6 protein-coding genes are annotated in these 7,384 nt (G+C 69.2%); 2 read left to right on the plus strand and 4 right to left on the minus strand.

Features of this window, described 5'->3' with window-relative positions:
* The first annotated feature begins 57 nt into the window (after positions 1-57).
* Entirely contained in the window at positions 58-2,466 is a 2,409-nt protein-coding gene (locus JAO75_RS23310) for a heavy metal translocating P-type ATPase (RefSeq protein WP_199051604.1), read from the plus strand.
* A 152-nt stretch (positions 2,467-2,618) separates the two neighbouring features.
* Entirely contained in the window at positions 2,619-3,308 is a 690-nt protein-coding gene (locus JAO75_RS23315; RefSeq protein WP_199051609.1) for an SCO family protein, read from the plus strand.
* 230 nt (positions 3,309-3,538) lie between these two features.
* Here JAO75_RS23315 and JAO75_RS23320 read toward each other — a convergent pair whose 3' ends face one another.
* The 4 genes from JAO75_RS23320 to JAO75_RS23335 all read right to left on the minus strand — a co-directional run.
* Positions 3,539-3,718, minus strand: coding sequence for a hypothetical protein (locus JAO75_RS23320; protein WP_199051605.1), 180 nt, complete (start codon positions 3,716-3,718; stop codon positions 3,539-3,541).
* 291 nt (positions 3,719-4,009) lie between these two features.
* Positions 4,010-4,426 (minus strand): copper-binding protein, encoded by a 417-nt coding sequence (locus JAO75_RS23325; RefSeq protein WP_246742676.1) that lies wholly within the window; start codon positions 4,424-4,426, stop codon positions 4,010-4,012.
* Positions 4,427-4,587: 161 nt separating this feature from the next.
* Complete coding sequence (locus JAO75_RS23330) at positions 4,588-5,868, minus strand: adenylate/guanylate cyclase domain-containing protein (protein ID WP_199051606.1); 1,281 nt, start codon at positions 5,866-5,868, stop codon at positions 4,588-4,590.
* 121 nt (positions 5,869-5,989) lie between these two features.
* Positions 5,990-7,384, minus strand: a 1,395-nt coding sequence (locus JAO75_RS23335) for an efflux RND transporter permease subunit (RefSeq protein ID WP_199051607.1), incomplete at its 5' end; no start/stop codon positions are given.

The following is a 7,384-nucleotide window of genomic DNA, read 5'->3' on the forward strand; positions in this document are numbered from 1 at the left end:
GGGCGTTTGTTCACCGGGCGCGCGGGTTCGTGCCCACGGCCGACAAGGAAACCGCACATGACCCACGACCGAGCCAAGGCGGCCTCGTGTTGCAACCACGATGCTCCGGGCCATGCCCACCGGGGCGGCCCGGCTGACACGGGCATGCACCCGGTCGGCCCCGATGCGGAGCAGCGCGTGAAGGACCCGGTCTGCGGCATGATGGTCGACCCGCACACCACGCCCCATCGGGCGCAGCACGGCGGACGCCCGTTCTATTTCTGCTCGGCCGGATGCCGGGACAAGTTCGAAAAGGATCCGGCCCGCTACCTGTCCCCGCAGGCCGTCAAAACGACCGACGAGCCCGTCCCGGAGGGCACGATCTACACCTGCCCGATGCATCCCGAGGTCAGGCAGATCGGACCAGGGTCCTGCCCCATCTGCGGCATGGCGCTCGAACCCGACATCGTCACCGCGGATGCCGGTCCGAACCCGGAACTCGTCGACATGACGCGCCGGTTCTGGATCGGCACGGCCCTGACCGTTCCCGTCGTGGTCCTGTCCATGGGCGGCGATCTGACGGGGCTCACCCACGTGATCGGCCAGCAGGCCTCCAACTGGCTGCAACTCGCCCTGGCCACCCCGGTGGTGCTCTGGGCCGGCTGGTCGTTCTTCGTGCGCGGCTGGCAATCCGTGGTGGCGCGCAGCCTCAACATGTTCACGCTGATCGCCCTCGGCGTCGGCGCGGCCTGGGGCTACAGCACCGTCGCGACCCTCGCGCCCGGCCTGTTCCCGGCGGCCCTGCGGGGGCCCGACGGCGCCATCCCGGCCTACTTCGAGGCAGCGGCCGTGATCACCGTCCTGGTTCTCCTCGGGCAGGTGCTGGAGCTCAAGGCCCGCGACCAGACCTCCGGCGCCATCCGGGCCCTGCTCGACCTCACGCCCAAGACAGCGCGGCGCCTCGGTGCGGACGGCGTCGACGAGGAGATCGCCCTGGACGCGGTCGGTGTCGGCGACCGGCTGCGGGTCCGTCCGGGCGAAAAGGTGCCGGTCGACGGCGAGGTCCTGGAAGGACGCTGCTCGGTCGACGAATCCATGGTCACGGGCGAGTCGATGCCGGTCACCAAGGAGCCCGGATCCAAGGTGACGGCGGGCACCCTCAACCAGACCGGCAGCTTCGTCATGCGCGCCGAGAGGGTCGGGCGCGACACCATGCTCGCCCGCATCGTGCAGATGGTCGCCGACGCCCAGCGCTCCCGCGCCCCGATCCAACGGCTCGTCGACCAGGTCGCCGGATGGTTCGTGCCCGCGGTGATCGTGATCGCGGCGCTCGCCTTCCTCGCGTGGTTCTTCTTCGGCCCCGAGCCGCGGCTCTCCTTCGCCCTCATCGCCGCGGTCGCGGTGCTCATCATCGCGTGCCCATGCGCGCTCGGGCTCGCCACGCCCATGTCAATCATGGTCGGCGTCGGTCGGGGCGCCCAAGGTGGGGTTCTCATCAGGAACGCCGAGGCGCTGGAGCGGATGGAAAAGGTCGACACCCTCGTCGTCGACAAGACCGGCACCCTCACCGAGGGCAAGCCCGCCGTGACCGCGGTGGTGCCGGCGCCAGGCTTCGGGGAGGACGAGATCCTGCGCCTCGCCGCCAGCGTCGAGCGTGCCAGCGAGCACCCGCTCGCCACGGCCATCGTCGCTGCGGCCACGCAGCGGCGCCTCGCCCTGGCCGACCCGGAGGGGTTCGATTCCCCCACCGGCAAGGGCGCCCTCGGGACGGTGGACGGCAGGGCCGTGGTGCTGGGCAACGCCCGCTTCCTCGCCGAGCGGGGCGTCGACGTCGCGCCCCTGTCGCAAGCCGCAAACGAGCTCCGGCGCGAGGGCGCCACTGCGATCTTCGTCGGCATCGACGGACGCGCCGCGGGCACCATCGCCATCGCAGACCCGGTGAAGGCCACGACCCCCGAGGCGCTGGCCGGGCTCAAGGCCGAAGGCATCCGCGTCGTGATGCTCACCGGCGACAACCGGACCACCGCGCAGGCCGTCGCCCGCCGGCTCGGCATCACCGAGGTCGAGGCGGAGGTGCTGCCGGAGGAGAAGAGTGCCGTGGTCAACCGCCACAAGGCCGCGGGCCGGGTGGTGGCCATGGCCGGCGACGGGGTCAACGACGCCCCGGCGCTGGCGGCCGCCGACGTTGGGATTGCCATGGGCACCGGCACCGACGTGGCCATCGAAAGCGCCGGCGTCACGCTGCTCAAGGGCGACCTCAATGGCATCGTGCGGGCACGGCGGCTGTCGCAGGCCACCATGCGCAACATCCGCCAGAACCTGTTCTGGGCTTTCATCTACAACGCCCTGGGCGTGCCCGTGGCGGCCGGGGTGCTCTTCCCGATCCTCGGCGTCCTGCTGTCGCCGATCATCGCCGCCGCGGCCATGGCCTTGTCGTCCGTCAGCGTGATCGCCAACGCGCTGCGGCTCCGCGTCGCCCGGATCTGACGTCCGAACGCGGGCGCGGGCGTCGGCGGGCGGGAGCCGGCCAGGGTTCACCCCGCTGCCGATGCCGCGGGTAGCGCTTTGCGTCCGTCCGGACCTCGGCGCCACCTCAAGCGCACCCCGGAAACTTCAAAGTGGAGATCATAATCGTGACCATGCCTTCGCTCCTCGCTGTCGCCGCCGCCGTCGCGCTCGCCAGCCTGACAGCCAACCCTGCGTCGGCGCACTCGCTCGACAGCCTCCAAGGCGAGATGCACAAAAAGGAGAGGTACTTCGAGGTGAAGGACCGGCCCGCTCCAGAATTCACGCTGCGGGACGCCAAGGGAAACGATCATCGTCTCTCCGCGCTGCGCGGCAAGGTCGTCATCGTCAACTTCATTTACTTGGGCTGCACGGACGTGTGCCCGCTCCACACTGAAAAGATCGCCGAGATCCAGGGCATGGTGAACAGCACGCCGATGCGCGATCAGGTGCAGTTCCTGACCATCACCACCGACCCGGACCGTGACAAGCCGGAGGTCTTGAGCGACTTCGGTGCGGAGCGCGGACTCGATTTGCGGAATTGGTCGTTCCTGACGACCACGCCCGGAATGCCCGAAGATGCGACCCGCAAGCTGGCGGAACAGTTCGGGCACAAATTCACCAAGACTGCCGACGGCATGCAGATGCATGGCATCGTCACCCACGTCATTGACCGCGAGGGACGCTGGCGCGCGAACTTCCATGGCCTGCAGTTCGAACCCACGAACCTCGTCGTCTACATCAACGCCCTGGTGAACGACCGCGACCGCCACGACGTGGAGCGAAGCCCGTCGTTGTGGGAGCGCCTTCGGTCCTTTTTCTGACCGCGGCTGCCGTGCCCCGCCGCACGTGCGGCTATTGCTGCCGCACGTGGAGGCGCGACAATGCAGGCACCCCTTACACGCAGTGGATGGTTGCCGTCCCACGAATCCCCGACCGGGTCCAAGTACCGCTTTGGCCAGTCCTCGCGGGTGGGACAGCCCCTGCCGCAGCACCGACAGGCCGCCGACGGCCACGCTCGGCGGATACCAGCCTCGCTTCCTGACGCGCGGGCTTACGCCTCGTCGCCTTGGTAGATTGAGACGATGAAGCGCGAGACCCTGGCGCTCACGGCACCGGGGGGCGCGAGCGCGCGCGCCGGCCGGTCCGGGAGCGAGCGATGGCGCCCCCCATCCAACATGCTGACATTGCTGCTCTGGAGGCTGAGAAGGGCGATGATTTGGAGAACGCCCATGTCGGTCATGCGCTGTGCATGAGGATGGCCTGCGCAGTGTGGCGCGGGTTTCCCGCGCGGTGAGCCCCTGGGCCCGATCATGCGAACGCTGTTCACGGACCCGTGCCGTCCGCGTTCCGCATTCAGCTGTGGGTTCGCCGCGTTGGCACACGCGCGGGAGCCTGCCAGCGGAAGCCTTGCACCGCAGCAGGGAGAAAGTCTCTGCCGCGGCGAAGAAGGCGCGGCCCCTGGCCGCTGCCGGTCGGGACGGGGGAAGGGCCGGAGACGCCACTGCGCCTCCGGCGGGACGGCTTATTGCGCCGGGCTGAGCGCCTGAACGGTGTAGCTGCCGTCCGTGCCCTTGCTCAGGGTGAACTTCACCTTGGCCCCGGGCTTCACCTGGGTGAGGTCGACAGCCGGCGCGGCCGCCATCTCCATCGACATGGCCGGCCAGCCGAACGCCGGGATGGGCTCGTGGTTGAGCTTGATCTTGCGCTGCTGGGCGCTGACCGACTCGACGGTGCCGGTCGCCGAGGCGCTCGTCGCCGCCGGCGCCTTGCCGCCGCCCATGCCGGGCATGTTCTGCATATTCTGCATGTTGCCCATGTTGCCGCCGGAGTTGCTCTGGGCGTGCGCCGGCAGGGCCAGGGCCGCGGCGGCGAGGCCGCCCAGGACCAGGGCCTTCAGGGCCGGGCCGCGCAGGCGCGGTGCGAGGATGAGGTTGGACATCGGGATCTCCTGTTGTGGTCGAATGCGGTTCTTCACGTCGCGTGAAGGCTGTGTCGCGGGCGCGGAAAGGCTCGATGCCAAACGCAGCCGGCGCGCGCCCACGATGGCGCCGGCCCCGACCGTCGGGTCGGGTCGAAACGGGGTGAAGGGAGGCACGCCGCTCATGACGCCGCCACGGCCACGTCGGGCCGGGCCTGGTGCGGCTCGGCGGGGGTCTTTTGCCGCAGCAGGCGCAGGGGTTGGCGCCGGCCGCGCAGGGCCTGGTCCGGCACGGGCTCCCACATGGCACCGTTCCCGAGCTGCCCTGCCGCCCGCAGGGCGGGCTCGGACACGAGAAGGCGAACGCCGAGCGCGCCGGCGAGCTCCTCGATCCGGTTGGCGGCGTTGACGGTGTCGCCGATCACCGTGAACTCCAGTCGCTCCTCGTCGCCGAGCGCACCTGCGGTGACCTCGCCGTAGTGGATGCCAATCCCCACCTCGACAGGCCCGAGTCCCGCCGCGGCGCGCTCGGCGTTCCAGCGGTCTGTCGCATCGAGGATGTCCAGGCCGCATTGGACGGCATTGCCGGCGTCCGCCTCGGTCGGATGCGGCACGCCGAACACGGCCATGATCCCGTCGCCGATGAACTTGTCGATGACGCCGCCCCGCCGCGTCACGGGCGCCGCCATCCGGCGGCGGTACTCGCTGAGGAACAGGGCGAGCGCGTCTGCGGTCATCCGCTCGGCCATCGGGGTGAAGCCGCGCACGTCGATGAACATCACGGCGGCCTGCTGCGGCCGGAAGGACGCGGTCACCGGCTCAGACCGCGCGAGCTGGTCGGCGATGCCCGCGCTGAAGAAGCGGGACAGGTTGGATCGCAGCCGCGCCTCGCGGATGGCGTCCGCAAGCGCCCGGCGCGTCCGGACCACCGCCACGAACAGCACGACGGCCGTGAGCGCCACGACGGAGAGGCGGGTGATCTCCCCTGGCAAGACGAAAGCGGCGTCCGGCGCCTGCGCCCCGACCGTGATCCACAGCACCGCCCAGCCCGCCAGGAACAGGCCGGCGGTGTAGAGGACCAGATAAGGCCGGTGCCGGACGGCGGCAATTGCCAGGAGGAGGAAGATGAGCGAGGTGCCCGGGGCGGCCGAGATGCCGGACGCCGGCGATCCGAACGCCATGGCCAGGGGGCCGATGCAGTGAAGGAGGAGGCCAACGTCGAGGGTGGCGAACACCCAGGGCAGCCAGGGCCGAAAAAGGCCGATCCAGGCCAGTACCAAACTCACGGTCGCGAACGCTCCCAAGGCGACAAAGGAGAACATGGCCATGTGCGCATGCTCCAGCGCGCCTCCGGCCCAGAACACGGCCGTGATGGCGGAGAACACCAGGAGCCGCAGGACGGCGAGGAGAGCCTCGGTGTCCTTCTCCGCGTCCGCCAGGCTCCGGTCGATGTGCGACCTCATCACAGAACTCCTCGGGCGGCGAGGGCCCCGCGGGCAGAGCACCAGCACCCGTGGGGTAGGCGGCCTTGTCGGCGGCTTTGATCCATGGTGGTCACTTGCATGACGGGCACATTCATGAGTCTCACTCGGCCGCCCGCGGCAACGCGTTTCCGGGGCGTGCGGACAGGGTCTCGGGGCTGCCGTCGCGGCTCGGGATCGTGTCCTTCCGCCGCGGGAGCCTGCGCCCTTTCACGAGGGCGTAGATCGCCGGGATGACCACGAGTGTCAGCACCGTCGACGAGACCATGCCGCCGATCATGGGCACGGCGATGCGCTGCATGATCTCCGATCCGGCGCCCGTGCTCCACAGGATCGGAATCAGGCCCGCCATGATGGCGACGACCGTCATCATCTTCGGCCGCACCCGCTCCACGGCGCCGACCATGATCGACGCGTAAAGGTCCTCGCGGCTGAAGGCGCGGCCCTGGGCAGCACGCTCCGCCTGTACCTCCTTCATCGCGTGATCGAGGTAGATCAGCATGATGACGCCGGTCTCGGCCGCCACACCGGCAAGCGCGATAAAGCCGACCGCCACGGCCACTGACATGTTGAAGCCGAGCCACCACATCAGCCACAGCCCGCCGACCAGCGCGAACGGCAGCGACAGCATCACAATCAACGTCTCGGTGAGCCGCTTGAAGTTGAGGTAAAGCAGCAGAAAGATGATCAGGAGCGTAACGGGAACCACAATCTTGAGGCGCGCTTCGGCGCGTTCCAGGTACTCGAACTGGCCGCTCCATTGGACGTAGTAGCCCGGCGGAAACTTGACCTCGTTGGCAACTGCCTGCCGGGCCTCGGCGACATAGCCGCCGAGATCGCGTCCGGTGATGTCGACGAAGATGTAGACCGCAAGCTGGCCGTTCTCCGTGCGGATCGAGGTCGCGCCCCGATTGAGCTTCACCTCAGCGACCTCGCCCAAGGGCACGGCGCCCCCGTTTGACATCGGCACCTGCACTTCGGTGGCGATGGCCTGCGGGTTCGAGCGCAGCTCACGCGGATAGCGCACGTTGACGCTGTAACGCTCCCGCCCTTCGACCGTGTTGGTCACCGTCTCACCGCCGAGCGCCATGGCGATCACGTCCTGCACGTCCCCGACCGTCAGCCCGTAGCGCCCGAGCGCCTCCCGGTTCGGCGTGATGTCAAGGTAGTAGCCGCCGATCACCCGCTCAGCAAATGCACTCGATGTGCCGGGAACCGCCTTGACCACGGCCTCGACCTGGCGCGAGATCTTCTCCATCTCGGCAAGGTCGGTGCCGAACACCTTGATGCCGACAGGGGTGCGGATGCCGGTCGAGAGCATGTCGATGCGCGCCCGGATCGGCATGGTCCAGGCGTTCGACACCCCGGGGAACTGCAGCGCCTTGTCCATCTCGGCCTTGAGGCTGTCGATGGTGACGCCGGGCCGCCACTCGCTCTTTGGCTTCAGGTTGATGATCGTCTCGAACATCTCCGTTGGCGCAGGGTCGGTGGCTGTCGA

Source organism: Microvirga splendida (genome assembly GCF_016427565.1).
In the GTDB taxonomy this organism is placed as follows: Bacteria; Pseudomonadota; Alphaproteobacteria; order Rhizobiales; family Beijerinckiaceae; genus Microvirga; species Microvirga splendida.

Excerpts from the sequence above, each read along its gene's own strand:
- JAO75_RS23310 (WP_199051604.1), top strand. The coding sequence starts at position 58 with ATGACCCACGACCGAGCCAAGGCGGCCTCGTGTTGCAACCACGATGCT.
- JAO75_RS23320 (WP_199051605.1), bottom strand. The coding sequence starts at position 3,718 with ATGGGCGTTCTCCAAATCATCGCCCTTCTCAGCCTCCAGAGCAGCAAT.
- JAO75_RS23330 (WP_199051606.1), bottom strand. The coding sequence starts at position 5,868 with ATGAGGTCGCACATCGACCGGAGCCTGGCGGACGCGGAGAAGGACACC.
- JAO75_RS23315 (WP_199051609.1), top strand. The coding sequence starts at position 2,619 with ATGCCTTCGCTCCTCGCTGTCGCCGCCGCCGTCGCGCTCGCCAGCCTG.
- JAO75_RS23325 (WP_246742676.1), bottom strand. The coding sequence starts at position 4,426 with ATGTCCAACCTCATCCTCGCACCGCGCCTGCGCGGCCCGGCCCTGAAG.